General features: G+C 61.0%; 24 protein-coding genes and 7 pseudogenes. 8 read left to right on the plus strand and 23 right to left on the minus strand.

Going from position 1 to position 25,220, the window contains the following annotated elements; translation table 11 throughout:
* The first annotated feature begins 122 nt into the window (after positions 1–122).
* The 4 genes and pseudogenes from P6U16_RS10650 (at position 123) to P6U16_RS10665 (ending at position 2,921) form a co-directional block, all read left to right on the plus strand.
* Complete coding sequence (locus P6U16_RS10650) at positions 123–605, plus strand: hypothetical protein (protein ID WP_277703701.1); 483 nt, start codon at positions 123–125, stop codon at positions 603–605.
* Entirely contained in the window at positions 505–1,299 is a 795-nt protein-coding gene (locus P6U16_RS10655) for a TMEM43 family protein (RefSeq protein WP_277703702.1), read from the plus strand. The genes P6U16_RS10650 and P6U16_RS10655 overlap by 101 nt, the downstream gene beginning before the upstream one ends.
* A gap of 122 nt (positions 1,300–1,421) precedes the next feature.
* Positions 1,422–2,209: pseudogene (locus P6U16_RS10660) on the plus strand (YdcF family protein).
* A gap of 77 nt (positions 2,210–2,286) precedes the next feature.
* Positions 2,287–2,921 (plus strand): annotated as a pseudogene (locus P6U16_RS10665) (trimeric intracellular cation channel family protein).
* A 24-nt stretch (positions 2,922–2,945) separates the two neighbouring features.
* On the opposite strand, the gene irrA reads toward P6U16_RS10665, so the two are convergent.
* Positions 2,946–3,365 carry an iron response transcriptional regulator IrrA gene (gene irrA / locus P6U16_RS10670; protein WP_277703703.1) on the minus strand — a complete coding sequence of 140 codons (420 nt, stop codon included), beginning with the start codon at positions 3,363–3,365 and terminating at the stop codon, positions 2,946–2,948.
* A 320-nt stretch (positions 3,366–3,685) separates the two neighbouring features.
* Between irrA and fabA the strand changes: the two genes are divergently transcribed.
* Genes fabA through fabI form a run of 3 tightly spaced genes read left to right on the plus strand, consistent with a single transcriptional unit; the run spans position 3,686 to position 6,274 of the window.
* Positions 3,686–4,201, plus strand: a complete 516-nt coding sequence (gene fabA / locus P6U16_RS10675) for a 3-hydroxyacyl-[acyl-carrier-protein] dehydratase FabA (protein WP_277703704.1) — start codon at positions 3,686–3,688, stop codon at positions 4,199–4,201.
* A gap of 38 nt (positions 4,202–4,239) precedes the next feature.
* Entirely contained in the window at positions 4,240–5,463 is a 1,224-nt protein-coding gene (gene fabB / locus P6U16_RS10680) for a beta-ketoacyl-ACP synthase I (RefSeq protein WP_277703705.1), read from the plus strand.
* 4 nt (positions 5,464–5,467) lie between these two features.
* The gene (gene fabI / locus P6U16_RS10685) at positions 5,468–6,274 is read left to right on the plus strand and encodes an enoyl-ACP reductase FabI (protein WP_277703706.1); all 807 of its coding nucleotides are present in this window, start codon (positions 5,468–5,470) and stop codon (positions 6,272–6,274) included.
* Between the two features lie 30 nt (positions 6,275–6,304).
* Here the strand turns inward: fabI and P6U16_RS10690 are convergent, their stop codons facing one another.
* From P6U16_RS10690 to P6U16_RS10745, 12 genes and pseudogenes are all read right to left on the minus strand, one after another.
* On the minus strand, positions 6,305–6,535 hold the full coding sequence (locus P6U16_RS10690; RefSeq protein WP_277703707.1) for a hypothetical protein: 231 nt from the start codon (positions 6,533–6,535) through the stop codon (positions 6,305–6,307).
* Positions 6,536–6,706: 171 nt separating this feature from the next.
* A pseudogene (locus tag P6U16_RS10695) lies at positions 6,707–7,722 on the minus strand (class I SAM-dependent methyltransferase).
* 81 nt (positions 7,723–7,803) lie between these two features.
* Positions 7,804–8,766 (minus strand): annotated as a pseudogene (locus P6U16_RS10700) (polyribonucleotide nucleotidyltransferase); the annotation flags it as partial.
* 35 nt (positions 8,767–8,801) lie between these two features.
* Positions 8,802–9,935, minus strand: a pseudogene (locus P6U16_RS10705) (polyribonucleotide nucleotidyltransferase); the annotation flags it as partial.
* A gap of 380 nt (positions 9,936–10,315) precedes the next feature.
* On the minus strand, positions 10,316–10,585 hold the full coding sequence (gene rpsO, locus P6U16_RS10710; RefSeq protein ID WP_277703708.1) for a 30S ribosomal protein S15: 270 nt from the start codon (positions 10,583–10,585) through the stop codon (positions 10,316–10,318).
* A gap of 183 nt (positions 10,586–10,768) precedes the next feature.
* Positions 10,769–11,095 (minus strand): SH3 domain-containing protein, encoded by a 327-nt coding sequence (locus tag P6U16_RS10715; protein WP_277703709.1) that lies wholly within the window; start codon positions 11,093–11,095, stop codon positions 10,769–10,771.
* A gap of 36 nt (positions 11,096–11,131) precedes the next feature.
* Positions 11,132–12,472, minus strand: coding sequence for an HWE histidine kinase domain-containing protein (locus P6U16_RS10720; protein ID WP_277703710.1), 1,341 nt, complete (start codon positions 12,470–12,472; stop codon positions 11,132–11,134).
* On the minus strand, positions 12,469–12,834 hold the full coding sequence (locus tag P6U16_RS10725) for a hypothetical protein (RefSeq protein ID WP_277703711.1): 366 nt from the start codon (positions 12,832–12,834) through the stop codon (positions 12,469–12,471). The genes P6U16_RS10720 and P6U16_RS10725 overlap by 4 nt, the downstream gene beginning before the upstream one ends.
* A 180-nt stretch (positions 12,835–13,014) precedes the next feature.
* Positions 13,015–13,949 (minus strand): annotated as a pseudogene (gene truB / locus P6U16_RS10730) (tRNA pseudouridine(55) synthase TruB).
* Positions 13,901–14,407, minus strand: coding sequence for a hypothetical protein (locus P6U16_RS10735; RefSeq protein WP_277703712.1), 507 nt, complete (start codon positions 14,405–14,407; stop codon positions 13,901–13,903). The pseudogene truB and the gene P6U16_RS10735 overlap by 49 nt, the downstream one beginning before the upstream one ends.
* Complete coding sequence (gene rbfA, locus P6U16_RS10740) at positions 14,407–14,823, minus strand: 30S ribosome-binding factor RbfA (RefSeq protein WP_277703713.1); 417 nt, start codon at positions 14,821–14,823, stop codon at positions 14,407–14,409. The genes P6U16_RS10735 and rbfA overlap by 1 nt, the downstream gene beginning before the upstream one ends.
* Positions 14,824–15,050: 227 nt before the next feature.
* Positions 15,051–15,236, minus strand: a complete 186-nt coding sequence (locus P6U16_RS10745) for a hypothetical protein (RefSeq protein WP_277703714.1) — start codon at positions 15,234–15,236, stop codon at positions 15,051–15,053.
* 178 nt (positions 15,237–15,414) lie between these two features.
* Between P6U16_RS10745 and P6U16_RS10750 the strand changes: the two genes are divergently transcribed.
* Entirely contained in the window at positions 15,415–16,131 is a 717-nt protein-coding gene (locus tag P6U16_RS10750) for a type 1 glutamine amidotransferase (protein WP_277703715.1), read from the plus strand.
* Here P6U16_RS10750 and P6U16_RS10755 read toward each other — a convergent pair.
* The 10 genes and pseudogenes from P6U16_RS10755 to P6U16_RS10800 form a co-directional block, all read right to left on the minus strand.
* Positions 16,100–16,750: a CDP-alcohol phosphatidyltransferase family protein gene (locus P6U16_RS10755; RefSeq protein ID WP_277703716.1), complete on the minus strand. Its 651-nt coding sequence runs from the start codon at positions 16,748–16,750 to the stop codon at positions 16,100–16,102. The two genes, P6U16_RS10750 and P6U16_RS10755, sit on opposite strands and share 32 nt — an antisense overlap.
* A complete protein-coding gene (locus tag P6U16_RS10760) occupies positions 16,750–17,139 on the minus strand; it encodes a hypothetical protein (protein ID WP_277703717.1) in 390 nt (129 codons plus the stop codon). Before P6U16_RS10760 ends, P6U16_RS10755 begins: the two co-directional genes overlap by 1 nt.
* Complete coding sequence (locus P6U16_RS10765) at positions 17,136–18,086, minus strand: phosphatidate cytidylyltransferase (protein WP_277703718.1); 951 nt, start codon at positions 18,084–18,086, stop codon at positions 17,136–17,138. The genes P6U16_RS10760 and P6U16_RS10765 overlap by 4 nt, the downstream gene beginning before the upstream one ends.
* A complete protein-coding gene (locus P6U16_RS10770; RefSeq protein WP_277703719.1) occupies positions 18,083–18,727 on the minus strand; it encodes a lysophospholipid acyltransferase family protein in 645 nt (214 codons plus the stop codon). The genes P6U16_RS10765 and P6U16_RS10770 overlap by 4 nt, the downstream gene beginning before the upstream one ends.
* Positions 18,728–18,944: 217 nt before the next feature.
* Positions 18,945–19,115 carry a YegP family protein gene (locus tag P6U16_RS10775; RefSeq protein WP_277703818.1) on the minus strand — a complete coding sequence of 57 codons (171 nt, stop codon included), beginning with the start codon at positions 19,113–19,115 and terminating at the stop codon, positions 18,945–18,947.
* Positions 19,116–19,166: 51 nt separating this feature from the next.
* Positions 19,167–19,319 (minus strand): annotated as a pseudogene (locus P6U16_RS10780) (DUF1508 domain-containing protein); the annotation flags it as partial.
* A 157-nt stretch (positions 19,320–19,476) separates the two neighbouring features.
* Positions 19,477–21,096 (minus strand): GMC family oxidoreductase, encoded by a 1,620-nt coding sequence (locus P6U16_RS10785; protein WP_277703720.1) that lies wholly within the window; start codon positions 21,094–21,096, stop codon positions 19,477–19,479.
* Positions 21,093–22,622 (minus strand): FGGY-family carbohydrate kinase, encoded by a 1,530-nt coding sequence (locus P6U16_RS10790; protein ID WP_277703721.1) that lies wholly within the window; start codon positions 22,620–22,622, stop codon positions 21,093–21,095. The genes P6U16_RS10785 and P6U16_RS10790 overlap by 4 nt, the downstream gene beginning before the upstream one ends.
* Before the next feature lie 32 nt (positions 22,623–22,654).
* Entirely contained in the window at positions 22,655–23,497 is an 843-nt protein-coding gene (locus P6U16_RS10795) for a class I fructose-bisphosphate aldolase (RefSeq protein ID WP_277703722.1), read from the minus strand.
* Positions 23,470–25,218 (minus strand): glycerol-3-phosphate dehydrogenase/oxidase, encoded by a 1,749-nt coding sequence (locus P6U16_RS10800; RefSeq protein ID WP_277703723.1) that lies wholly within the window; start codon positions 25,216–25,218, stop codon positions 23,470–23,472. Before P6U16_RS10800 ends, P6U16_RS10795 begins: the two co-directional genes overlap by 28 nt.
* Positions 25,219–25,220: the final 2 nt, after the last annotated feature.

Here is a 25,220-nt window from a genome sequence, read left to right on the forward strand (position 1 = left end):
TTTTCAATTCTTGGAGTGGGCGGTATATTTCATTTTACTGATTTTCTGATAGCACTTCACAATCTGAATAAGCGGGCCGCTTCGCCCGTTCTGCGGACTGAGACCATTGGGGGACAAACAGCATGAGCTTCACCGAAACAACGAGAACGTCGTGGTTTTCGCGATTGAAAAACGGCCTTGCCGGCCTCGTGATCGGCCCTCTGCTCGTCATCGGCATGATCTGGTTGCTCTCCTGGAACGAAGGCCGATCGGTACAGACATACCGGGCGCTCGTCGAAGGTGCCGGCATCGTCGTCTCGGTCGACAATGCGGCCGTTGATCCGGCCAATGAGGGCAAGCTCATCCATATCTCCGGCCCGGTCAAACCCGATGACACACCGGAGGACCCGATGTTCGGCGTAACCGCGGAGGGGCGGCCGGCATCAAGCGGACGGTCGAGATGTTCCAGTGGGAGCAGCAGAGCGAAAGCAAGACGGAGACAAAGCTGGGGGCGGAGAAGAGACCGTGACCACCTACACCTACAGGAAGGCATGGCGCTCCAGCCAGGTCGATTCCTCCGACTTCCGGAATCCGGATGGCCATCAGAACCCCCAAATGCCCTTTGAAGGCGATCGTTTCACTGTGGCGAGTGCAACGATCGGCGCCTTTACCCTGGATGGCGAGGCTGTTGCAAACCTTGGCGAGGACAGCGCCGTGAAGCCTACCCCTGATGTGCTGGAGCGGGTTCGCTCTGCGCTCGGGACAGACAAGCCCGTCAATGCCGATGGCACCACGATCTACATCTCACAAAATCGCCAAAGCCCGGCCGTTGGCGATCTGCGCATCAGCTTTACCCGTCAGGACGTTGCGCAGGCGAGCTTCGTCGGCGCTCAGAAGGCAACGACTCTTGGCGAGTACACATCTTCGAACGGGCGTACGCTGTTTCTCAGCGCTGCTGGCAACGCATCCTCGTCCGAAATGTTCGAAACCGCGCAGAGCGAAAATACCCTGATCACCTGGCTTATTCGTATCGGCGGCCTCATCGGTATGTTCATCGGCTTTGCGATGATGCTGTCGATCCTTGGCATCATTGCCGATGTCATTCCCTTCGTCGGTTCGATCGTCAGTTTCGGCACATCGGCGATTGCTGCAATCCTGACACTGCTGATTGGGCCGCTTGTGATCGCGATTGCCTGGATCGCCTATCGACCGCTTCTGGCCATCGCCATCATCGCCGTCGGCGGACTTCTTGCCGCGGCCACCATCTATCTGCGCCGCAACCGGGCAGCCGCGGCACCCGCCTCCGCACGGACCGCCTGAACCGCGTCTGCGCCTCTGCTTGTTCTCACGCTTGACAGCCAAGCGTGAGAACATTGTGGTTTGTTCCCAGGCAAAGCTGCGCGCTGTCAGACGCATTCTCAAACCCGGAAGCTCCAGGCCTCATGTTTCTCGCGTCAAAACTCTTCTGGTTGCTCGCCCAGCCGCTCTCGCTGGTGTTTGTTTGCCTCATTTTCGCAATCCTGCTGGATGCAGCCGGATGGGAGAAGACCCGTGGCTTTTTTCAGCGCTCGCCGTTACGGTGCTCTTCCTGACGCTTTTCACCAGCACCGGCGGCTATCTGCTGCAGACGCTCGAAAACCGGTTTGCCCGCCCGGCGAACCCGCCTGTCGATGTAGCCTGCATCATCATCCTCGGTGGTGCTTTTGAAAATGAAGTCATGGCGGCGCGCGGCGGCACGGAATTCAACCAGTCGGCGGACCGCTTCATCGAAGGCTTGCGCCTGGCCCGGCAGTATCCGGATGCGCGCATCCTCGTTTCCGGCGGCGACGGCTCGTTCAGCGGCGCCTATGCGGGCGATGCGGAAGCCTCCACGGCCTTCTTCACGAGTTTTGGAATTGCTGCGGAACGTCTGATGCGGGACGAGACGTCGCGCACGACCTTCGAAAATGCGGCGAATACCAAAGACCTGCTCGAGAAGAGCGGCCTTGGCAATTGCCTGCTTGTGACATCGGCCTTTCACATGCCGCGCTCCGTCGGCCTGTTCCGCAAGCTTGGTATTCCCGTCATCCCATGGCCTGTCGATTACAGGACCAGCGGCCGCCTGACTCTCTGGCCGGATTTCAGCCAACCGTCGCTCAATGCGCAGCTGACGACGACGGCAATGCGCGAATGGACCGGTCTTCTCGCCTACTACGTCAGCGGGCGGACGCATCAGGTCTTCCCGCAATAGCGGCATGAACTTGACGGTCGTGGAGCGTTGACGCCGCCGCTGTCATATGGTCCTGCTGGCCGTGAGGGGGCGAAGCGATGCCTACACTGGAAATTCTCGATTATGCTGGCGTCGCCGTCTTCGCGGCCACCGGTGCGCTCTCGGCGTCCCGCAAGCAGCTCGACATCATCGGTTATGTCTTCCTCGCGTCCATGACGGGCATTGGTGGCGGCACGCTGCGCGATGTCATCCTCGGTGCCACGCCGGTCTTCTGGGTGACGAACCCGGTCTATCTTCTGGTATGCACCGCAGTCGGCCTCGCCGTGTTTTCTCTGCACACATGGTGGAATCGCGCTACCGGCTGCTGGTCTGGCTCGATGCGATCGGGCTTTCGGCCTATTGCGTCATGGGCGCCGCAAAGGGACTTGCGGCAACGGGATCACCGACGGTCGCCATCGTTACCGGCATGCTGACGGCCACCTTCGGCGGCATTCTGCGCGATCTTCTGGCTGGCGAGCCCTCTGTCCTGCTGCGCCCGGAAATTTATGTGACCGCAGCTCTGGTTGGCGCCGGTGCGTTTACGGGCGCAACGGCATTGGGTGCGCCGCTGATCGTCGCATCGGCGCTCGGCGTCACGTCAGCCTTCCTGGTTCGCGGCGGCGCGCTCAGATATGGGTGGACGCTGCCGACCGGCAAGGCTGGGCCGGGCAGGCATCCTGACGATGTGATGTAATCGGGCTTTTTGCGAACTCTAAGCTCAGCCGCGCTTCGGACGCAGGCGGATCACGACGTCCACATGGGCGATTTCCATGCCTTCGGGCGGCTCGGGAAGATTGCCGATTGAGATGTTGTTTACCGGGATATCGAGCACCTCGTTATGACCTTCAACGAAAAAGTGGTGATGGTCGGACACATTGGTGTCGAAGTAAGTTCTTGCGCTTTCGACAGCGAGAACGCGGATCATGCCGGCTTCGGTGAACTGGTGCAGCGTGTTGTAGACGGTTGCCAAAGATACCGGCACACCGGCGGTGACCGCTTCCTCATGCAGTTCTTCCACGGTCAGGTGTCGGTCGCCCTTGGCAAAGATCAGGTCGGCAAGCGCCATGCGCTGGCGCGTCGGCCGCAGGCCCGAGCGGCGCAGTCTTTCTTCCGAACATGTTTCAACGGCAGTCGCCATGCGGCAGATCCCTGATCGTCAGGCTATTGCGAAATGCTTTTCCAGTGCCGATATAACTTTTGCTGCGAATGCTTTCAATAGTGCACAGCCGAACCGGAGCGCCGTACGGCCAGAAAACGGGCCGAATCTGGGGGCAAACCCAATTATCTCTGGCTGTTGAGAGCTTCATCATGTATGCGACGGCGGAAATTAGCCTTATCCTTTAACCGGGAAATGCGGCAAATCGGGATGAGGTGCACTTGGCTGCGCTTCATTTCAGTCCGAACTTGCTCTAAAGCAAGGCAACGAAAAATTCTTGTCTAGTGGGGAAACGACAGTTCATGACGACCAGACAATCCAGCTTCAACTATGAAGAAATCCTGACATGCGGTCGTGGTGAATTGTTCGGCCCGGGCAATGCGCAACTGCCGCTGCCGCCAATGCTGATGGTTCACCGCATTACCGACATTTCCGAAACCGGCGGCGCCTTCGACAAAGGCTATATAAGGGCCGAATACGACGTGCGTCCCGATGACTGGTATTTCCCATGCCACTTCGCTGGCAATCCGATCATGCCCGGTTGCCTCGGTCTCGACGGCATGTGGCAGTTGACGGGCTTCTTCCTGGGATGGCTCGGCGAGCCCGGACGCGGCATGGCGCTCTCCACGGGCGAGGTGAAGTTCAAGGGAATGGTTCGTCCGACGACGAAGCTTCTGGAATACGGCATCGACTTCAAGCGCGTCATGCGCGGACGTCTGGTCCTAGGCACGGCCGACGGCTGGCTGAAGGCCGACGGCGAGGTTATCTATCAGGCCAGCGACCTGCGCGTCGGCCTGTCCAAGGAAAAAGCGGCCTAACCTCCGCGCTCAGAGATATTAAAGAGAAGGTCATCGACATGAGACGGGTTGTTGTCACGGGTCTAGGGATCGTTTCCTCCATCGGAAACGATGCTGAACAAGTCACCGCCTCGCTGCGTGAAGCAAAGTCGGGCATCTCGTTTTCAAACGATTTCGCCGAGCACGGCTTCCGCTGCCAGGTCTGGGGCGCGCCCAACATCGACGTGACCGAGCTTGTCGATCGCCGTGCAGCGCGTTTCCTGTCGCAGGGCGGCATGTGGAACCATGTCGCGATGAAGCAGGCGATCGCCGATTCCGGCCTCGAAGACAGCGATGTCGGCGGCAATGAGCGCACCGGCATCATCATGGGGTCCGGCGGCCCCTCCACACGCACGCTGATCGAAGCGGCCGAAATCACCATCAAGAACAATTCGCCCAAGCGCATCGGCCCGTTTGCCGTGCCGAAGGCGATGTCGTCCACGGCTTCGGCAACGCTTGCCACCTGGTTCAAGATCCACGGCGTCAACTATTCGATCTCGTCGGCCTGCTCGACCTCGGCGCATTGCATCGGCAATGCCATGGAGATGATCCAGTGGGGCAAGCAGGACGTCATGTTCGCCGGTGGCCACGAGGACCTCGACTGGACCATGTCGAACCTGTTCGACGCCATGGGCGCCATGTCCTCCAAGTACAACGACACCGCCTCGACCGCCTCGCGCGCCTATGACGTCTCACGTGACGGCTTCGTCATCGCCGGCGGTGCCGGCGTGCTGGTTCTGGAAGAGCTGGAACACGCCAAGGCCCGCGGCGCCAAGATCTATGCCGAAATCACCGGCTATGGTGCAACCTCCGATGGCTACGACATGGTCGCGCCGTCTGGTGAAGGCGCCGTGCGCTGCATGCGCCAGGCACTTGCTACCGTGAAGGGCGAGGTCGATTACGTTAACACGCACGGCACCTCGACGCCGGTGGGTGACAGCAAGGAAATCGGCGCGATCCGCGAAGTCTTCGGCAACAAGATCCCGCACATCCAGTCGACCAAGTCGCTGACCGGCCATTCGCTGGGTGCGGCCGGCGTGCAGGAATCGATCTATTCGCTCCTGATGATGCAGGCCGGTTTCATTGGCGAAAGCGCGCATATCACCGAACTCGACCCGGAATTCGACGGCGTGCCGATCGTGCGCAAGCGGATCGACGACGTCACGATCAACACCGCTCTTTCGAACTCCTTCGGCTTCGGCGGCACCAACGCAACGCTCGTTTTCCAGCGCTACAACGGATAAATCCATGAACGGCATCATGAACGGAAAACGCGGGCTCATCATGGGCGTCGCCAACAGCCACTCGATCGCCTGGGGCATTGCGCAGGCGCTGTCGGCCCAGGGTGCCGAGCTTGCCTTTACCTATCAGGGCGAGGCGCTTGGCAAGCGCGTGAAGCCGCTGGCGGCGGAAGTGAACTCGGATATCCTTTTGCCCTGCGACGTCGAGGACATTGCGTCCGTAGACAGCGTCATCGCGGCGTTGAAGGAAAAATGGGGCAAGCTTGACTTCATCGTGCATGCCATCGGCTTTTCCGACAAGAACGAGCTGAAGGGTCTCTACGCCGACACATCACGCGAAAACTTCAGCCGCACCATGCTCATCTCCTGCTTCTCCTTCACGGAGATTGCAAAGCGTGCCGCAGAGCTGATGACGGATGGCGGCACCATGCTGACGCTGACCTATGGCGGCTCCGTGCGCGTCATGCCGAACTACAATGTCATGGGCGTCGCCAAGGCAGCCCTTGAGGCTTCCGTGCGCTACCTCGCCTCCGATTACGGACAGCGCGGCATCCGCGTCAACGCAATCTCCGCCGGCCCGATCCGTACACTCGCAGGTGCCGGCATCTCGGATGCCCGTGCGATGCTCTCCTGGCAGCAGAAAAATTCACCGCTGCGCCGCACGGTGACGATCGAAGACGTGGGCAACTCCGCCCTTTACCTGCTCTCACCGCTCTCCAGCGGCGTGACGGGCGAAATCCACTATGTCGATTCCGGCTACAACATTACGTCGATGCCGGTGCTGGAAACGCTCAACAGGGCAGATTCGGAATAATACCGGCCGGCCGGCGGCCGGCCATTATTTTCAGACCGACAGCCAGAGTGCGATCAGGACGGCGACGATAATGCCGGCGAACATGATCAGCTTGGTGCGCGTGGTCTTGAGGGCGACAGGGTCGAGCGGCGCGCGCGCGCCTGTCTGAAATGCCAGGGGGACCTCCGAGGTCGCCCCTTTCCCTTCACCACTCTTGATATCCTTGACGATGACACCCGCAATGTCTTCCGTGACAGGCGGGCGGGCTGGTCCAAATCCCATGGCTGTGCTCCATCGAATGCCGCGCGCCCGAAGGGCGCGCATCAGCGCGATGGCAAAATGGTGGACCTAATTCGGCCGCAGCGCAATCACTACTGCATGCTTCCTGTGTGGAATCGATCTGAACGCGAATTCTTCCTGAGGCCAACGTGAAAGCTCATTGAAGATACGCGATCAGCGCTTGCCCCACAGCACCTTGAATCGGGCATTGCGGCAGGTCTCGCCCCATTCCTTGAAGGTCTCGCCCATGACTGCTTCATAGGGCATGCCCCTGTTGGCAACGAGCATTACCTTGCCGCCGATCTTCAGCGCCTTGGCAGCCGCCTTGATCATCCCAACGCCCAGCGAAGGTTCAGCAGCATGGCCTTCATGGAACGGCGGGTTCATGACGATCAGGTCGTATTTGTCGCGCGTATCCTCACCGATCAGGTCGTGCCAGAAGAAGCGCGCCAGGACTTTCGGGGCATTGGCCTTGAGATTGACCTTTGCGGCCTCCAACGAATGATGGTCGGCCTCGAACAGGTCGATGCCCTTGAGGTTCGGCGCGCGTGCGGCGAGCATGACGGAGAGATAGCCCCAGCCCGCGCCGAAATCGGCGGCGTGGCCCTTGAAGTCGTCGGGAAGGCGGGAGGCCAGCAGTTCCGAACCGTCGTCGATCCGGTCATGCGAGAACATGCCAGGCGCCGTATCGAACCGGCCTTCGACGCGCACGGGCTTCTTTGAGAATTTCGCGATCACGTCTTGCGGGTCTTCCGGCCGGCCGAACCAGAAGGCGACGCCGTGATATTTCGGCAGGCTATCGCCACCCCAGCCGAGTTGACCGACGCGCTTGCGCAGCGACTGCACGCCATCTTCCTTGGAGCCGGCAACGACAATGAGGCCACCGAGCTTGGTGCGCTTCAGCGCTTCGGCGACCCGATCCTCGTTCTCGCCCTTGTGCTTGCACAGGAGGACCAAGGCTGCGTCATAGTCTTCACCTTCGACAACCGGAGACACATCGGCCTTGGCAGCCTCCAGACCGCGATAGAGCGGGCGCAGCGCCTGTACGGCGACAATCGACGCGCCGAAGCCTTCAGGCAGCCTGTAGCCTGCCTCGCCCCCAGAAACAGCACGCGCTCGCCTTCCTGCGGAGCTGGCAGCACACCATTGTCAAAGGGGTAGAAGAGGGTTTTCAGCGCGTCGCGGCTCATGGGCGTGGTCCTAGGTGGGGTAAATAAGAAAAGGCGCGGAACGATGCTCCGCGCCCGATAGTCATGTCTCAAGCGCAGTGCTTATTCAGCAGCTTCGCCTTCGCCCTTGGCAACTTCCTTGCCGGTGGCCTGATCGACGACCTTCATCGAGAGGCGAACCTTGCCGCGCTCGTCGAAGCCCATCAGCTTGACCCAGACCTTGTCGCCTTCCTTGACGACGTCGGAGGTCTTGGCAACGCGGTCGGAGGCCAGTTGCGAGATATGCACGAGGCCATCGCGCGGGCCGAAGAAGTTGACGAAGGCGCCGAAATCGGCGGTCTTCACAACGGTGCCTTCGTAAATCTGGCCGACTTCCGGTTCCGCAACGATCGAGTGGATCCACTTGCGAGCCGCTTCGATCTCCTTGCCGGACGAGGATGCGATCTTGATCGTGCCGTCGTCTTCGATGTTGATCTTGGCGCCGGTCTTTTCGACGATTTCGCGGATGACCTTACCGCCAGTGCCGATGACTTCCCGGATCTTGTCGACCGGGATCTGCATCACTTCGATGCGCGGTGCGAATTCGCCGAGCTGCGAGCGGCCTTCGGTAATGGCATTGGCCATTTCACCGAGGATGTGCTTGCGGCCGGCCTGCGCCTGGCCAAGTGCAACCTTCATGATCTCTTCGGTGATACCGGCGATCTTGATGTCCATCTGCAGCGAGGTGATACCATCCGTGGTACCGGCAACCTTGAAGTCCATGTCGCCGAGGTGGTCTTCGTCGCCAAGGATGTCGGAGAGAACGGCGAAACGCTCACCTTCGAGGATCAGGCCCATGGCGATACCAGCAACCGGCTTTGCCAAGGGAACGCCGGCATCCATCAGGGCAAGCGAGGTGCCGCAGACGGTGGCCATCGAGGACGAACCGTTGGATTCGGTGATCTCGGAGACGACGCGCAGCGTGTAGGGGAACTGGTCCGCAGCCGGCAGCATCGGACGGATAGCGCGCCATGCGAGCTTGCCGTGGCCGATTTCGCGACGGCCCGGGAGCCCATGCGACCGGTTTCGCCGACCGAATAGGGCGGGAAGTTGTAGTGCAGAAGGAACTTTTCCTTGTACATGCCGGTCAGGCTGTCGACGTACTGCTCGTCTTCGCCGGTACCGAGCGTGGCAACGACGATCGCCTGCGTTTCACCGCGGGTAAACAGCGCCGAACCATGGGTACGCGGCAGGATGCCGACTTCGGAAACGATCTTGCGGACCGTGTCGAGATCGCGGCCGTCGATGCGGCTCTTGGTGTCGAGGATGTTCCAGCGAACGATCTTGGCCTGCAGGTGCTTGAAGACGGCACCGATGACTTCGTTCGTGTACTTCGGCTCAGCACCCTCAGGAAAGAAGTGTGCCTTGACCTTGGCCTTGACGGCGTCGACCGCAGCGTAGCGCTCGGCCTTCTGGGTGTTCTTGTAGGCAACGCGCAGTTCGGCTTCGGCAATCGAAAGCATTTCGGCTTCGAGTTCGGAATGATCTTCCGCGGTGAAATCACGCGGTTCCTTGGCAGCCACTTCCGCGAGCTTGATGATCGCGTCGATGACCGGCTGGAAACCCTTGTGGCCGAACATGACGGCGCCAAGCATGATCTCTTCGTTCAGTTCCTTGGCTTCCGATTCAACCATCAGGACGGCGTCCTGCGTGCCGGCGACGACCAGATCGAGAACCGATTCCTGCATCTCGTCGAGGTGCGGGTTGAGAACGTATTCGCCGTTGATGTAGCCAACGCGCGCGCCGCCGACCGGGCCCATGAACGGGATGCCGGAGATCGTCAGTGCAGCGGAAGCTGCAACCATCGACAAAACGTCCGGATCGTTTTCAAGGTCGTGCTGGACGACGGTGACGACAACCTGGGTGTCGTTCTTGTAGCCATCAGGAAACAGCGGACGGATTGGACGGTCGATCAAGCGGGAAACCAGCGTTTCCTTTTCCGACGGACGGCCTTCGCGCTTGAAATAGCCGCCCGGGATCTTGCCGGCAGCGTAGGTCTTTTCCTGGTAATTGACGGTGAGCGGGAAGAAATCCTGGCCCGGCTTCGGCGACTTGGCCGAGACGACGGTGGCGAGAACGATTGTTTCGCCGTAGGTCGCGAGAACGGCGCCATCAGCCTGACGGGCAATCTTGCCGGTTTCGAGCTTGAGCGGGCGGCCTGCCCATTCGATTTCGACCGTGTGGGTATCGAACATGTTTTGTCCTTCGTGTGCGGTTCTTCAAATCCGCGCCGCTGCCATCATGTGGCGCGGGCGGCTTCAAGTATTCCGCGAATATGACGCATCACGGGCAAGACAGCGGGAGGCTTCCATTGTGGCTGGCGGGTCATTCCGCCCTTGAAAGCCGATGCTTTCCGGGCTTGAAAAACGAGCAAGCGCCGAAGCATCCTGCAATCCTGCCCCATGACAGGTCATCGGTTGTTTCCGCAGGACCGGCCCATCCGGCCTGCTAGACAATCCGCCCGTTGCTAACGCCGGTGGCGTGCAGGAGGGCGGCAGTGACGGAACGTTTCGTTCCGTGAAAAGACGACCGACGGGCGCCCTCCGTCAGGAGGATCGCCCGCCGGCCTTGAGGCTTAGCGGCGGATGCCGAGGGCACCAATCAGCTTGGTGTAACGGGCCTCGTCCTTGCCCTTGACATAGTCAAGAAGCGAACGGCGGCTCGAAACCATTGCGAGAAGGCCACGACGGGAGTGGTTGTCCTTCTTGTGGCCCTTGAAGTGTTCGGTCAGGTTGTTGATCCGCTCTGTGAGGATTGCAACCTGGACTTCCGGAGAACCGGTATCGCCTTCGACCGTTGCATATTCCTTGATAAGCGCAGCCTTGCGCTCTGCAGTAATCGACATCGTGTCATCCTTTCGATTTTTAGGATTTCGGGTCGCCAGCAGCCGGGATGTCGTCCAGCTGCGGCCGTGAAAGCAGAATGCCTTGGTCTTCGACGTCGGTCTTTTGCTGGCGCTGCCTATAAACCATCCCTGACCAAAAAGAAAGGGGGCGGCCTGTGCTCCGGCCTGCCGAGCGGAGACGGCCTAGTTCGGGGCTGCACGCGGGTGCATCGGCGCAGATTTCATGCTGTCACCGCCATCGCTCTCGCAGATTACATAGGCGCCGAACACCCAGCCGCGGGGCGCGCCGTCAACGGCCACGCGGATCCATTTCTTTGCGCCGAGGCGACGCTCCTCCAAGGGGTCCACGAGGAAGCCGTTCGGCAGGGTGCCAATGATCGCACCATTCGGCGCATCGCGAACATTCAGGGGCGTGCCGGTCGGATCAGCAACCGAGCAAGCTGCCTGAGCAAAGTTCGGACACAGCGCCGCCAAAAGGACGAGCCCTACCCGGTACAGTGCTTTCCGCATGCCGTCCCTCTCCTTGATCCTCGGTATCATTTCTCATTATCGGTAAGATGGGCGTAGAGCCGGTCGCGTGGGATCGTGACGTGCCATTCGATACCATCCCTGTTCATGGTCCGCTCCAGCTTCGCATCGAGCGCCATGCCGAGCATACGCTCCAATACCATGGTTCGAAGCCCTTGCGGGCAGCGGACATTTTTCCAGGTCGATGTCGGCGCCGCTTTCCCGCCAGACGATCCGAAGATGCGTCGATGTCAGCGACCAGTCGAGCGCGACCACGCCCTTGCTGTTGGCCAGAGCGCCGTATTTGGTCGCGTTGGTTGCAAGCTCATGCAGCGCCATGCCGAGCGTCTGCGAAACCTGCGTGTCGAGCCGCACGGCCGGACCGTACAAGCGGACGCGGGCGGGGTCGTTCGGAATGAACGGCTGGAGCTGGTTTTGCGCCAGTTCGCGCAGGTCCACACCCTGTGCCGCATTGGCGATCATCAGGTCGGTGGAGCGGGCAAGCCCGGTGATCCGCTTGCGGAAGGCATCGGCAAAGTCCGCCGGGTTTTCGGCCGTGTTCAGCGACTGGTTGAGCATCGACTGGATGACGGTAAGCTGGTTCTTCGAGCGGTGCGCAACCTCGCGCATCAGAAAGCGGATTTCGCTATCCGCTTTTGTCCGCGACTGTGCCGCCTGTGAGAGTGCCGTCGAAACGACCTCCAGTTCGGAAATCATGTGACGGCGCGCCGGAACCGGCCGACCGATGCCAAGCAGATGCGCGTCACGGGCCAGTTGCTTGACGCCCCTGGAGAGAATGCGGGCAATGGCGGCGGAGCCGGCAAGTGCAAGGCCCGCGAAGATTACGCCGCCGAGCGACAGCCAGAGGTAGGAGCGGAGCGCAGGCCCATCGACCTCCGACGCTTTGGCCCAGGCGACGATCCGCCAACCCGTGACAAGCGAGAATTCGGTGACGGTTCGGTAGGCGGTACCATCATGGGATGCTTCGCCGACGCCGACCTGCAGGGCCGGAACGATTTCCATGAAGAAGGGTTTGCCCACCGGAACTCCAGCGGCTGAAGACACGATAACGTTTCCGGCGCGGTCGATCAGCGCCGCTTCCCATCCCGGCGTCAACGTCTCCCGATTGACCGCTTTTGCCATGCTTTCAGCATCCTGCGTCAGGGTCAGCAGGTAGTCCGTATTGCCCGCTGGGGTCTTGACCGGCAGATAGACGTTGTAAACCCATTTCTGTGCTGTATTTCCAAAGAAGACATCAGAAATCAGTGGCTTGCCGCTCAAAAAGGCAGCATCGACAGATTGGGGGTCAGCGGATTTTCTCAATGTCGTGCCGAAGGGAACGCGGGTGTTGAACAGCTGGTTATGGGAACGATCAATCACCAGCAGGTTTGAATCCATACCCTCAGTGCTGCGGCGGCCCGCTGATACAAGGTCTGTAGATTTTCGATATCGCTCTGCTCGGTCATCGACAGCACGCGGAGCGTCGTCAGCATCCCCTCAATCTCGCGCTCGACGATCCGGGTCACCGATCCTGTGGAGGCGCGCAGAAGTGAAGCGACCACCTGTTCCTGCGCATCGGCGCTGCGCTTCAGGATCACGATCGAGAAAATGAAGGAGGGGACGATGGCAATCAACAGCAGCGCTGCGAGATAGATAGAAAAACGCCTGGGGACGACGCCTTGCAGGAAACCCGCAAGCCGGGATCGCTTCCCGCCATTCCGTCCACGCTGTCCCTCGTTCAATCCCTGCCCACCTGAACCGCCTGCTGCTTTGCCATGCAGTATGCTGTTTTCAAACCGTTTCGCCGGTCCCGCTTAGGCCGGAACCCGCACTACGGCGTCCCGCTCGAACCGACCGCGCCCCGACAGTCGATCATGCGCTGGCCTCCGCCGCAAGGCAAATGGAACGACAGCGCTGTTTTTTCAACCCGTGGCAAAGACCCGCTTGGGCCGAAATTCACCTTCGCCGATTTCGCCGATGGCAATCAGCTTGCCGCGGACCGTGGCATAGGCTTCCGGCTCCGCCAGCGGCGCATCGCGGCCGCGAACGATGATCGGATTGCCCATTTTCAGGCGATGCGCCTGCTCATCGGTCACGGAGATATGCGGCAGGTTCGACAAAGCTTCGCCTGTATCGATCAGGAACGCGTCGAGGGCTGCCAGCCGCTCCTCATCGCTCTCTATGCCTTCCAAGGCAACCAGATCGGCAAGCGGCACCATGCTCTCCTCGGCAAAGGGGCAACGAAGCTGCGGCGCAGCGATGCGATATGCCCATAGCAGCCGAGGTCACGGCCGAAATCGCGCGCCAGCGAACGCACATAGGTGCCCTTGCCGCATTCGATCTCGAAATGCGCCAGATTTGGCGTGCAGCCGAGCAGCGACAGGCGGAAGACTTCGACCTCGCGCGCCGGAATATCGACCGTCTCGCCTTCACGTGCGAGATCATAGGCGCGGTTGCCATCGATCTTGATGGCCGAAAACTGCGGCGGCACCTGGTTGATGACGCCGGTATAGTTCGGCAGCAGGGTGCGGATCTGTTCCTCGGACGGGCGGCTGTCGGAAGACTGCGTGACCTCGCCCTCGAGATCGTCGGTGGTGCGCTCCTGCCCCCAGGCGACAGCGAATTCATAGATCTTGCGGCCGTCCATGACATAGGGGACGGTTTTGGTGGCATCCCCGAGTGCGATCGGCAACATGCCGGAGGCAAGCGGATCGAGCGTGCCGGCGTGTCCCGCCTTCTGCGCCTTGAACAGCCATTTGATCTTGGAGACGGCTTCGGTCGAACCGAAATCCAGCGGCTTGTCGAGGATCAGCCAGCCGGAAATGGCACGGCCCTTTGGTTTGCGGGGTCTGGACATGATTTATGCTCTTTTTTGCGAAAGGTCGCGGCGGTCCTGGCAACACTGCCATCAGGCATTTTCTGGCTGCTGCTCTTTTCAAAGCCGAGTGCGTAAAGCCGCCGTGCGATCAGATATCCGGCAGCAATGGTGCCGCCATTGTCGATGCGGTAGTCGTCACGCAACGTCTCGACGATCAGCGGTTCTATGGCGCCCAGCGGCGGCTTTCCGGAGGCGGCAGCCTCCAGCAACAGCTTCTCATGGTACGGCGAGTAGATGATGGCTTCGAGCGCCTTCATCTCGCGGTCGCCATGGGCGATTTCCTGGCCTTGGCGATAGGGCAAACCCGACGCGACCATCATTTCGACCAGTCGCACGGCCTCGGCATTGTCGAACCGGGCCAGACCGCTACGATAGAATGTCTGGCGCCGCTCGAAAGTCCACTCGTTGAGCTCGTCGAGCGTGATATGCTTTGCCATCACGCCCCGTTTTTATCGTTCGCGTCGTCGTCCTTCAGATCGCGCAACACTTCAGGCGAACGCAGGAGTTCGTCGATCTTCTTGTAGTTGTCGAAGCTGGTGTCGTCCTTGAAGCGCACTTCCGGCATGTATTTCAGCTGCCGCAGGTGTGGGGTCAGGCGCCCGCGGATGTATTTGGCGTGCCGGTTCAGCGCTTCGATCGGGCCGGCATGGTCGGCAACGCCGAGCGGCGTCACAAACGCCGTGGCGATCCTGAGATCGGTTGACATGCGGACTTCGGAAATCGAGATCACCGTCGTTTCGATCAGCGGATCACGCACCTCGTCGCGCTGCAGAATCTGGGTCAGGGCTGCACGGACTTGTTCGCCGACCCTCAGCATGCGCTGCGAGGGGGCAGAGGAGGTAGGTTTGCTCATGGTTTTTCCGCTGGGCTTTATCTTTATCTGCGTTTTCTGGAACGCGACCAAGGCGGTCCAATGCAACTTTCGGGCCGAAAGGTCAAGGCGGACGCGCTCAAGCCTCGCCCTTGCCATCCGGCTTTCCCGCCATGAATAGCATATTTTTGCGGTTTGACGCCGAAAACCCGGCCGCAGGGACGACCGGGGTTCAGGGAGGAGGTCATTTCGATGTACCGGCGATTGCATTACTTGCAGATGCGGATCTTCTTGATGACGAGATTGCCGTAGTAGTCGTAGGACTTGATCTTCTTGATGAAGCAATATTGCTGGTGGTAGCCGTTGTTGTAGCCGTAACCGCCGGCCTGCGAGGGAGCGGCAAAGGAGAGAGCGGTAATAGTTGCGATGGCGGCAGAGAGAACGATCGTGCGCATGGGGTTTATCCTTTGATCCGGGTTGCGAATGAGGTCGTCTCATCCATTGACCCGACAATGCCACGGCGTTCCGATACGCGCTGTTTCGCATGGAACAGGCGCAAAACTCTCCCTGAGACCTTGAAAGACCCTGCGCTGCGTGGTCAATCTCGGGAGGATATTCGGCAGCGGAGGCGAAATGCGGGTTCTCGTGGTGGAAAATATGGCCGGGTCCGATCTTGGCCTGGTCGGCGTCGCCCTTTCGGAAGCCAATATTGAGATCGACCTGCGGCAACCCTTTTCCGGCGACAGCCTGCCCGACGGACATGACGAGCATGATGCCATCGTCGTGCTGGGCGGCGGGCAGAGCGCGCTGGACGACCATACCCATCCCTATCTTCCCGATCTTGCGGCGCTGATGCGCAGCTTCGGCGATGCGGACAAATCGGTTCTCGGCATCTGCCTCGGCAGCCAGCTGCTTGCCCGCGGTTACGGTGCAAGCAATATCCTGGGTGCTGCTCGTGAGTTCGGCTGGCACGAGGTCCGCCTGACTGACGAAGCAACAAACGATCCCATGCTTGGCGGGATTTCGGCCATCTTCCCGATCTTCGAATGGCATTCGGACACGTTCACGCTGCCTGACGGCGCTGCGCATCTTGCGACCAACGGGACGACGTCACACCAGGCCTTTCGCATGGGCCGGGCCGCTTACGGAACGCAGTTCCATTTCGAGGCGAGCACCGCAGTGGTCGAGGACTGGAACCAAAATTTCGCGACCGTGATCGACGGCATCGATCCGACCTGGCTCGCCCGCTATCCGGACCATGCCGCAAAACACGCCGAAACCGCCGATGCAGCGGGGCTTGCCATTGCGCGCGCCTGGGTCAGGACGATCGAGCCTTCAGCCCGCGAATGATCCCGAAGCCACGGCGCAAAACCGTGATGGCTGCCCCCACGGCGATCACAAACAGGGCAACGGCGAGAACTTCGTCACGCCCTCTCCACAGCGGCTCCAGCGTCGAGATCAGGGCAGCAGCGGTGATGGTTGCCATGCGGTGCGGTTTTGCCATCGGGCCGGAGAAATCGCTCGGCAAGCCGTTGGCACGGCCGAGTTCCCGGACATAGGCGGTGAGAACGGCAAAGCTTGCCGCAGCCCAGCCGAGTTCCGGCACGTCGATGCCGTAGCCGACGCCGATGAAGATCAGGATATCGGCGATGCGATCCGGAAACTCGTTCCAGAACGGCCCATCCGGCGCGCCCTTGCCGCCTTCGACCGCGACCATGCCATCGAAGAGATTGCAAAGCAGCCGTAGCTGGCAGAACAGCGCGGCACAGACCAGCATGACGATCCGCCCGACGCTTTCCATATAGCCTGCCCACCAGAAAGCGCCGCCGGCAAGGGCGGCTGCCACCATGCTCGCCTGCGAAATCTGGTTTGGGGTCACCGAGCGCTGCGCCAGCCATCTGGCAATGCCTTGCGCCCAGCGTGTATTGCGGCTGGCGAGCGGCCGACGGTCTCCGGCGTTTTCGGTCATCAGGGCTTTCCTTTGCCGGCTATCGAATAGGTATAGAGCGTCGCATAGCTGGTCGAGACGACAAGCGGCACGGCGATCGTCTTCAGGATTTCCGGCGTGCCGCTCAACGCATGAATGGCCACGAGCACGGATGTCGAGGCAAGGCAGACAAGCAGGGGCGGTGCCCAATAGGCGGTGCTGCCGCGAAACCGTTTTGACAGATGGTCAATGCCGTTCTTGAGGAACAGGGTCAGAAGGGCTGACAACACACCCTGCACCAGCCCGGCGACAAGCGGTCTGGGCATCGGATGCGCGCGATTAGCAAACACCGCCCAGCCGCCCATGGCGAGGAAGGCAAAAAGCACATGCACCACGCTGGAACCGGCGAGCGCGCGAAAGCGCCCGCTCATGTCAGCGACCAGCCGAAGCGGACGATGTGGAAGAAGATCGGCGCGGAGAAGACGACGGAATCCAGCCGGTCGATCAACCCGCCATGACCGCCGATCAGATGACCCCAGTCCTTGACGCCGCGATCGCGCTTGATCGCCGACATGACCAGCCCGCCGAAAAAGCCCATGATGGCGATTGTGAAAGCCAGGAGCCCGGCCTGAAGCACCGAAAACGGCGTGATCCACCAGAGGCTGGCGCCGATCAGCGTGGCGCTGGCCACCCCGCCGACAAAACCCTCGACCGTCTTCGACGGCGAAAGCCGCGGCGCGATCTTGGTCTTTCCGAAGAGTTTGCCCCAGACATATTGCAACACGTCGCTGAGTTGCACGACGATAACCAGGAAGGCGATGAGCAGGACGTTTCGATCCTCATAGCCGGGAATATCCAGGCTCAGCAGCGCCGGCACGTGGCTGGCGCAGAAGACGCAGATCATCATCGCCCACTGCACCTCGGCAATGCGAATGAGAAACCGCTCGGTATCGCCGCGAAACACGGCCATGATCGGCATGAACAGGAAGGCATAGACCGGAATGAAGATCGAATAGAGCCCGTACCATTCTGTGGCGATCAGGTAATACTGGACCGGCAGCACGATGAAGAAGGCGCAGGCGAGCGCCCAGTGATCGGCGCGCCGCGTATTGGTCAATGTTACAAATTCGCGCAGGGCCGCAAACGAGCAGAAGGCGAACAGCACGACGACGCCGATGCGGCCCGCCAGAAAGGCGACACCGATCAGCGCCACCATGATCCACCAGGCATTGATGCGGGCATTGAGGTTTTCGATGACGGCATTGGAACCGTCAGGCGACAACCGCTGTTTGAGAATAAAGCCGATGCTGGACGCAAGGATCAGCACGCCGCCAACGCCGAACAGCAGAAGCAGGAGGTCGGAACCGGCTGCACTCATAGGCCATCTCCCGCAGGTTTGGGCGCCAGCGCCAGCAGTGCACCCGTCGCCCTTTGAAGAAAGGCTTCGCGCGTTTCGCCGGGCGCAAGCGTCATGGCTTCGCCAAACGTTACGGTGCAAATCAGCGGAATGGGCACGATTTCACCCTTGGGCATGACGCGGTTCAGATTGTCGATCCAGACAGGCACAAGATCGATTTCGGGTCTTGCAAGGGCGAGATTGTAGAGCCCGCTGCGGAACGGCAGCAGCCGGGCCTCTGTCTCGTTGCGCGTGCCTTCCGGAAACAGGATCAGGGAGGAGCCGGCATCGAGCGCGCCCGTCATGACCGCGATCGGGTCCTGTGTGCGTTTTTCGCGATCCCGCTCGATCAGGACGGCATCGAAAACATCGCAGCCGATGAAGCGGTTGAGCCGGGATTTCAGCCAGTAATCGGCACCGGCGACCGGACGCGTTTTGACCCGCATCCAGGGTGGCAGCACGGACCAGATCAGGATGAAATCGCCATGGCTGGAATGATTGGCAAAGTAGATGCACTGGCGTTGCGGCGGACCGCTATCCGGCCAGATCGCCCTTACCGCCGTGACCGCACGCGCAAAGACGACGATCATCACAGCGACAGCCCTTGTCAACAGCGCCTTCATCAACTTCGCACCCCTCTTCCATGGTTCGCCATGGATACGCCGCCACTGCCATTCCCTGCCGGCTAGCCCGCCGGCAAGAATCAAACAGGGCGCCCCGCCGTTCGCGGCGATGGCCCTATCCGGAGGACGGTCTTCCAGTATGGTTTATTCGAAAGACCGCAATCTCTGGACATCTGCAGACATGAAATGGCAGAGCCCGATCGACCGCCGGTTCGCCTCAGGCGCTGGCGGTCTCGTCGTCCGTTGGTGCGTCGGGCCCATTTTTCTTGACGGATTCGATGCAGTTTTTCGCGCTGGCCTTGGAGGCGTAGGTCTCGGAGCGAACCATGGTCTCGCCGTTCGAAGCCTTGAAGCGAACGAAATGCTGGCCGTCCTTGCTTTCGACGATCTCGAAGCGATATCCCGAGCCGCTTTCCTCCTTAGAGAGATCAACGGTCGCAGCACCGGGCGCATTCTTCTTGATCGAGTCGATGCAATTCTTGGCGCTGGCCTTGGAGGTATAGTTTTCCGACCAGACCATCACTTCCGAATTGTAGACGAACTGGGTGCGATATTCGCCCTTCTCGGTCTTCAGGATCTTGAACTTGTGCATTGCAGATACCTTTCATCGCTCCGGCAGAACATCCTCCGGCCCTGCGCCAACCAAGGTGTAATGGAGAGAATCCGGGAGTTCAAGTTGCGGATCGGCCTTGGCCGCCATTGCCGGCGAAGGTAGCCACTATGATTGCCTGGCTTCGCGTCAGGCGCGCCTATGCCAGAATTGCATCCGCAGCCTTTTCCGCGATCATGATGACTGGCGAGTTGGTGTTGCCCGAGACGATCGTCGGCATGATCGAGGCATCGACGACGCGCAATTTTGAGAGCCCATGCACCCGCAACTGCGGATCGACCACGGCCATCGTGTCGCTGCCCATCTTGCAGGTGCCGACCGGATGGAAGATCGTCGTGGCGATATCGCCGACGCGGCGGATCAGGTCCTCGTCGCTCTGGTACTCCGTGCCCGGCAGCATCTCCTGCGGCCGGTATTTTCGAATGGCGCCGGCCTCCATCAGACGCCGGGCATGACGGATGGAATTGGTCGCAACCATCCGGTCGCCCGCGGTCGAAAGATAATTCGGGCGGATTTCCGGAGCAACGGAAAGATCCCGCCCACCGACATGCACTGTCCCCCGGCTTTCCGGCCGCAGGTTGCAAACCGACACGGTGACTGCGGGATAACGGTGCAGTGGCTCCCCGAGCCTATCTGTGCTGAGCGGCTGCACGTGATATTCGAGATCGGCGGTCGCCACTGACGGATCGCTCTTGGCGAAGATGCCAAGCTGGCTCGGCGCCATCGACAGTGGCCCGGACCGACGCAGCATATATTCAAGCCCCATGCCTGCCCGCGTGAAAAGGTTGTGATAGAGCTGGTTCAGTGTCCTGGCGCCCTCAATGCGGAAGACGGTGCGGATCTGCAGATGGTCCTGCAGGTTTTCACCGACGCCGGGCAGCGCATGGCTTGTTTCGATTCCGGCCTCGGAGAGAATATCCGGGCGCCCGATCCCTGATAGCTCCAGGATTTTCGGTGAATTGATCGCACCCGCGGACAGAACGACCTCACGGTTGGCGCGGGCGAAATGGGTCTGCCCGTTCAATCGGAACTTGACGCCGGTCACCGTCCTGCCGTCGAATTCCAGCCGCTCGGTTTCAGCCCCTGTCAGCACGCGCAGGTTCGGCCGCTTCATCGCCGGGCGCAGGAAGGCCTTTGTCGTGTTCCAGCGCAACCCGCCGCGTTGGTTGACCTCGAAATAACCCGAGCCCTCATTGTCGCCATCGTTGAAATCGTCGGTTTTCGGGATGCCAAGCTCTTCGGCTGCATCCCGAAAGGCATCCAGGATCGGCCAGGACAGCCGCTGTTTTTCCACCCGCCATTCGCCGCCGGCCCCGTGCATCGAAGACTTGCCGCGATAATTGTCTTCCGATTTCAGGAAATAGGGCAACACGTCGTCCCAGCCCCAGCCGGAATTTCCGGCCTGACGCCATCCGTCATAGTCGGCCGCCTGCCCGCGCATATAGATCATGCCGTTGATCGACGAGCAGCCGCCAAGCACCTTTCCGCGCGGATAGGGAAGCGACCGGCCGTTCAATCCGGCTTCGGCCGCGGTCTTCATCATCCAGTCTGTGCGGGGATTGCCCATGCAGTAGAGATAACCGATGGGAATGTGGACCCAGTGATACCGGTCACTGCCGCCCGCTTCGAGCAGAAGGACGCGGCTCTTCGGATTGGCAGAGAGCCGATTGGCCAGGACGCATCCCGCCGATCCCGCTCCGACGATGATGAAATCGTAGCTTCCATCCTCAATTGCTGCATCATTCACACGCATGGTCACGCCGCCACTCCAGCAACGACAGGCTGCACCGCCGTCAGACGCCGCCAGAGCGGCGCCATCGCCTCGGTGATATCGTTATAGAGAGCGTAGCGCCTGATATAATGCGCCTCAAGCGCGACGTTTGGACGATAATGCCGCTCGGTCTGGACCATGGCCGCCGCACCCGCTTCAAAATCCGCGAAGATGCCGACGCCGGTGCCGGCCGCAATCGCTGCCCCCAGCGCTCCGGTTTCGCGCGAGCGGGCGACCGTGACGAGAACGCCGAGCACATCGGCAAAGATCTGCGGCCAGATCAGGCTGCGCGACCCGCCGCCGGACAGCACGGCCTCGTTGAACACGGCACCTGCCTTGCGGATCGTTTCGATATGCTGGCGATGACCGAAGGCGACACCCTCCAGCAGCGCGCGAACGAGATGCCCCTTGGTGTGCCAGCCGGCAATGCCGTAGAACCCGGCCCGCGCGTGGCCGTCCTGCTGGGCGCCGTAGAGAAAGGGATGGTAGAGCGGATCATCTGCCGAGGGATCAACCGCCCCGGCAAGCGCGCAAGCCGCATCGAACGGCGAAACGCCTTCTTTATGCCCGCCTTCGAAGAATTCCCGCACCAGCCATTCGAGATTGGCAGCCGAGGTGGCGCTATTTTCCATCGCCATGTAGCGGCTGCGATCGAAGGTCGAGGACATGAAGACCGGCCCATCGAGGTCGGGTCCGTCGATGATGACCTGGTTGATGCTCCAGGTACCGGCGATGATCGAGGCGCTGCCGGTGCGCGTCACGCCCGAGCCGAGCGCCGAAGCGACGACGTCGAACAGACCGCCCACCACGGGCGTGCCAGCCGCGAGCCCGGTCTGCGCCGCCACTTCTTCTGTGACAGTGCCTGCAATATCGGCACTTTCGATTAGCCGCGGCAGGAGGTCCAGGCAATCGCCAAGGCCATAGGCCTCCATCAGCGCCTTGTCGTAACCACGCGCGGCAAGATCGAGCAGCCCGGCACCGGACATGTCGGACACCTCGCTGACGCGCTCGCCGGTCAGGCGGTTGACGATGAAATCCTTGGAGAAGAACACCGTTCCGATCCGGTTGAACTGCTCCGGCCGATACCGCTTCAGCCAGGCGAGCAGCGTCGGCGTCTGCGATGGCCATGGGCGCTGGCGGGCAATCGGATAGGTCCGGTCGCCGACACCAGCAGCACGCCATTCATCGACCAGCCCGGATGCCCGCGTATCGAGCGACTGGATGCCGAGCAGCGGAGCGCCTTCGCGATCGAGCGCATAGAGGCCGTTTCCATGCCCGGCGCAGCCGATCGCGGCGATCTCCTCCGGCTGGATTTTCGCCCGCTCGATGCAGGCGCAGATAACCTGCCGCGCATTGGTCCAGAGTTCGTCAAGCCCGCGTTCGACATGGCCGGCGCTCGGCATGCGGCTGTGCCCTTCCTCGCAGGCATAGGCGATTTCGTTGCCCGCCCGGTCGAAAATCACCGCCTTGATGACGGTGTTTCCGGCGTCGAGCCCCAAAAGATAGTTTTTCATTCTGAACCCCTCCCAAGGTCCGAAATTGCTGCTCAGCCCTGCTGGTAACGTGCGAAAGCCTGTTCGCCGCTGGCGTTCTCATGGATGATCGCCATCAGTCCGCGCACCACGGCACTTGGATTGGCGTGCTGATAGATGTTGCGCCCATAGACCATGCCCATTGCGCCCTGCCTCATCAAGGCCGCGGACTTCTCGAAAACGATCCGCAAGTCCTCCTTGCCGCCGCCGCGCACCAGAACCGGGCAGCGGGCCGCTTCAACAACCCGATGAAAGTCTTCAGCATTGGTGGTCGGGTCAGCCTTGACGATATCGGCCCCCATTTCGCGGGCAAGCCGTGTCAGCGTGACGATCTTGTCGGCATCGCCATCGACCATGTAGCCGCCTTTTTCCGTGACCGGCTGCATGACCAGCGGTTCGATCATCAAGGGCATGCCATACTTGTCGCAATCGGCCCGCACGCGGGAAATGTTCTGCACGCATTGGCGAAACAGGTCCGGCTCGTCGGGCAGCATGAACAGGTTGACGACCACGCAGGCCGCATCCATTTCCAACGCGCCGATCAGCGGCTCGGCCTCGTTCTGCAGCACCGCCCACATGTCGCGGTGACGGATGCGGTTATAGGGATTGCCCATGTCGATGCGCATGACCAGCGCCGGCTTGTCCTTGCCGGGCACGTCCTGCAGCAGGTCCGCCTGGCCATAGTTCATCTGGATCGCATCCGGTCCGGCGGAGACCAGCGCCTGGACGACGGCCTTGATATCCTCCAGCCCATCGAGAAACGACGGCTCGTTGCAGACGCCGTGATCGATCGCCACATCAAGGCAGCGGCCGTTGCCGAACAGCCGGTTCATCCGGACTTTGCTGTTGTTTCGCATGTTGTGCTCCTTGGTTCATTCCTTGCGGAAAGCATGTCTTCATCGACGCCGTGGCGTCCGGTGAGAAGGGTGAGAAAACGGGTGCGCTCGCCGGCGCACTGAGCGGGCGTCCAGCGCTTTTCCTGTGCCAGCAGATCAAGCACAGCATCCATCATGTCGAGCGACAGTTCGCCCGAGACGGCCAGCGTCGTTCGCCGCAAAAGCAGGTCGTCGAGATGTTCGACGGCTTCTTCGCGGATCAGGAACTCCAATTCGCGCACCGAGTAGCCGGCATGGGGTAGCGCGACATCGGGACCTGAAGCGATGAAACCGGCTACCGCCTCGGCATCCGTGCCGTACCGGCCAAACAGTTCAGCCATACGCTCGCCGGAAATGCCCTTGGCTGTGGCCACGCCGGCAAGCCAGACCGACACATCGGCGGGAAACGCCCTCCCGCCGCCGATCGGCCGGTCGGTTGTTGCAACACGCCGCGGCTGTCGGAGCCGTTCCAGCGCCATGTCGGCGGCCAGTTCGCCGAAGGAGCGGAACGTCGTCCACTTGCCGCCAATCATGCATAGCACCGGCGGCCCGCCATCCCTCGGCTCCACGACCGTGCAGAAATGGTCGCGTGGAATACGGCCTGTAAAACTGTCGGTGCTGGCCGGCAGCGGCCGCACGCCGGCAAACTGGAAGACGATCTCCTGCGGCCTGATCTTGATGTCGGGCAGCACGAAGGCCAGCGATTGCAGGATATAATCTCGCTCGTCCGCCTCGCAGCGCACCGTTTCGGGATTATCGACACGGATATCGGTGGACCCGACCAGAACCTTGCCAAGATAGGGAAACAGGATACAGATCCGGCCGTCCTCGTTCTCGTAATAGATCATGTGATCGGCAAGTGCTGCGCGCAGCTCCGCATTGTCGATGATCAGGTGCGAGCCCTTGGTGCCGCCCATCAGGCGTGCCGGCCGCGCTTCCGGCGAAAACAGGCTTTCGTTGGCGATGTCGATCCAGCCGCCGGTGGCATTGATGATCAGCGCCGGCTCGACGGCGACGGACGCGCCGTCGATCTGGTCTTCGACACGGTATCGGCCATCCTCCGTGCGCCGCAGTTCCGCATAGTTCAGCGCCGCTGCTCCGAACTTGGCTACAAGACCGTCCTGCAGAAGCTCGACGCCCAGCCGTTCCGGATGGCTGACCCAGGCGTCGAAATAGGTAGCCGAACTCTTGATGCCGGGATTGAGCGCCGGCCATTTTTCAAGCGTCGTGCGCCGACCGCGAAACTGGTGGCGCGGCATCAGCGCCCGCTTGCGCGTCAGGAAATCATAGATGCTGAGGCCAGCCTTGATGGCAATGGCGCCGCGCCTACTCGGTCGTCGCGTCAACCCCAGGAACCGGACGATGCCATTGCCCAGACCGGAAAAGATATCGAACACCGGCACCGTCGTCGGCAGTGGCGCGACGTAATGCGGCGCGTTGCGCAGCAGCCGGTCGCGCTCGACCAGCGATTCCTGCACGAGCTTGAACTCACCGTTTTCCAGGTAACGAAGCCCGCCATGCACCATGCGCGACAGCGCCGAACTGGCACCGGAGCAATAGTCGTGTTTTTCGACGAGCAGCACATTCAGCCCCTGCAGCGCCAGCTCCCGAAAGACGCTGATGCCGTTGATGCCGCCGCCGATGACGCACACGTCCACCTTCGGGCTCTGGCGGAGCCCGTCCAATATCTCTTCCCGTTTCATGA

This window comes from Rhizobium sp. 32-5/1 (assembly GCF_029537235.1).
Lineage (GTDB): Bacteria > Pseudomonadota > Alphaproteobacteria > Rhizobiales > Rhizobiaceae > Pararhizobium.

What these genes read in the sequence shown, in the direction of transcription:
- P6U16_RS10650 (WP_277703701.1), top strand. Translation starts at nt 123, where the DNA reads ATGAGCTTCACCGAAACAACGAGAACGTCGTGGTTTTCGCGATTGAAA.
- irrA (WP_277703703.1), bottom strand. Translation starts at nt 3,365, where the DNA reads ATGGCGACTGCCGTTGAAACATGTTCGGAAGAAAGACTGCGCCGCTCG.
- fabA (WP_277703704.1), top strand. Translation starts at nt 3,686, where the DNA reads ATGACGACCAGACAATCCAGCTTCAACTATGAAGAAATCCTGACATGC.
- fabB (WP_277703705.1), top strand. Translation starts at nt 4,240, where the DNA reads ATGAGACGGGTTGTTGTCACGGGTCTAGGGATCGTTTCCTCCATCGGA.
- fabI (WP_277703706.1), top strand. Translation starts at nt 5,468, where the DNA reads ATGAACGGCATCATGAACGGAAAACGCGGGCTCATCATGGGCGTCGCC.
- P6U16_RS10690 (WP_277703707.1), bottom strand. Translation starts at nt 6,535, where the DNA reads ATGGGATTTGGACCAGCCCGCCCGCCTGTCACGGAAGACATTGCGGGT.
- rpsO (WP_277703708.1), bottom strand. Translation starts at nt 10,585, where the DNA reads ATGTCGATTACTGCAGAGCGCAAGGCTGCGCTTATCAAGGAATATGCA.
- P6U16_RS10715 (WP_277703709.1), bottom strand. Translation starts at nt 11,095, where the DNA reads ATGCGGAAAGCACTGTACCGGGTAGGGCTCGTCCTTTTGGCGGCGCTG.
- P6U16_RS10735 (WP_277703712.1), bottom strand. Translation starts at nt 14,407, where the DNA reads ATGGCAAAGCATATCACGCTCGACGAGCTCAACGAGTGGACTTTCGAG.
- rbfA (WP_277703713.1), bottom strand. Translation starts at nt 14,823, where the DNA reads ATGAGCAAACCTACCTCCTCTGCCCCCTCGCAGCGCATGCTGAGGGTC.
- P6U16_RS10745 (WP_277703714.1), bottom strand. Translation starts at nt 15,236, where the DNA reads ATGCGCACGATCGTTCTCTCTGCCGCCATCGCAACTATTACCGCTCTC.
- P6U16_RS10750 (WP_277703715.1), top strand. Translation starts at nt 15,415, where the DNA reads ATGCGGGTTCTCGTGGTGGAAAATATGGCCGGGTCCGATCTTGGCCTG.
- P6U16_RS10755 (WP_277703716.1), bottom strand. Translation starts at nt 16,750, where the DNA reads ATGACCGAAAACGCCGGAGACCGTCGGCCGCTCGCCAGCCGCAATACA.
- P6U16_RS10760 (WP_277703717.1), bottom strand. Translation starts at nt 17,139, where the DNA reads ATGAGCGGGCGCTTTCGCGCGCTCGCCGGTTCCAGCGTGGTGCATGTG.
- P6U16_RS10765 (WP_277703718.1), bottom strand. Translation starts at nt 18,086, where the DNA reads ATGAGTGCAGCCGGTTCCGACCTCCTGCTTCTGCTGTTCGGCGTTGGC.
- P6U16_RS10770 (WP_277703719.1), bottom strand. Translation starts at nt 18,727, where the DNA reads ATGAAGGCGCTGTTGACAAGGGCTGTCGCTGTGATGATCGTCGTCTTT.
- P6U16_RS10790 (WP_277703721.1), bottom strand. Translation starts at nt 22,622, where the DNA reads ATGAAAAACTATCTTTTGGGGCTCGACGCCGGAAACACCGTCATCAAG.
- P6U16_RS10795 (WP_277703722.1), bottom strand. Translation starts at nt 23,497, where the DNA reads ATGCGAAACAACAGCAAAGTCCGGATGAACCGGCTGTTCGGCAACGGC.
- P6U16_RS10800 (WP_277703723.1), bottom strand. Translation starts at nt 25,218, where the DNA reads ATGAAACGGGAAGAGATATTGGACGGGCTCCGCCAGAGCCCGAAGGTG.